Origin of the sequence: Phytobacter sp. V69 (assembly GCF_965644215.1) — a bacterium.
Classification (GTDB): Bacteria; Pseudomonadota; Gammaproteobacteria; order Enterobacterales; family Enterobacteriaceae; genus Phytobacter.
The window spans coordinates 1-735 of sequence record NZ_CBFFRL010000479.1 but is presented as its reverse complement, the minus strand read 5'-3'; the positions used below and the strand labels follow the sequence as shown (position 1 = coordinate 735).

Sequence of the window (735 nt, the reverse complement as noted above, 5' to 3'; positions counted from 1 at the left end):
ACTTACAGTTTTTATGTCAGTCCCTGCTTTGCAGGAGAAAACGGTAAATCAGGCCGCCAAGAACGCCGCCTGCAAGCGGCACAACCCAGAACACCCAGAGCTGCTGTAACGCCCATGTTCCCTGGAAGACGGCAACTGCCGTGCTTCTTGCCGGGTTAACGGACGTGTTGGTGACCGGAATGCTGATAAGGTGGATAAGTGTCAGTGCCAGACCAATGGCAATCGGGGCAAACCCGGCCGGTGCGCGCTTATCTGTTGCACCGTGAATAACAATCAGGAAGAAAGCTGTCAGAACCAGCTCAGCGATAACTGCGGCCTGAAGTGAATAACCACCGGGAGAGTGCTCGCCGAACCCGTTCGAAGCAAAGCCGCCAGCCGTCAACTCAAAGCCCGTTTTGCCGCTCGCTATCAGATACAGGACGCCTGCGGCAGCAATACCACCAATGACCTGAGCAATAATGTAAGGGACGACGTCACTGAAAGAGATTCGGCCTCCGGCCCACAGTCCCAGCGTTACTGCCGGGTTAAAATGACCGCCGGAAATATGACCCACAGCATACGCCATCGTCAGTACCGTCAGGCCAAATGCGAGCGCTACACCCGCGAACCCTATCCCCAGCTGCGGAAAGGCCGCAGCCAGCACTGCACTCCCGCAGCCACCAAAGACCAGCCAGAACGTGCCGAAGAATTCGGCAGCGGTTTTTCTTAACATTGATGAGTTCCTTCTGATTGTTA

Annotated in this window: 1 protein-coding gene; it reads right to left on the bottom strand. The window is 55.5% G+C overall.

Annotated features, from left to right (window positions below):
* Window positions 1-16 precede the first annotated feature (16 nt).
* Window positions 17-712, bottom strand: a complete 696-nt coding sequence (aqpZ, locus tag ACSZPU_RS26095; RefSeq protein WP_437616629.1) for an aquaporin Z — start codon at window positions 710-712, stop codon at window positions 17-19.
* Between the last annotated feature and the right edge of the window lie 23 nt (window positions 713-735).

Excerpts from the sequence above, each read along its gene's own strand:
- aqpZ (WP_437616629.1), bottom strand. The coding sequence starts at position 712 with ATGTTAAGAAAAACCGCTGCCGAATTCTTCGGCACGTTCTGGCTGGTC.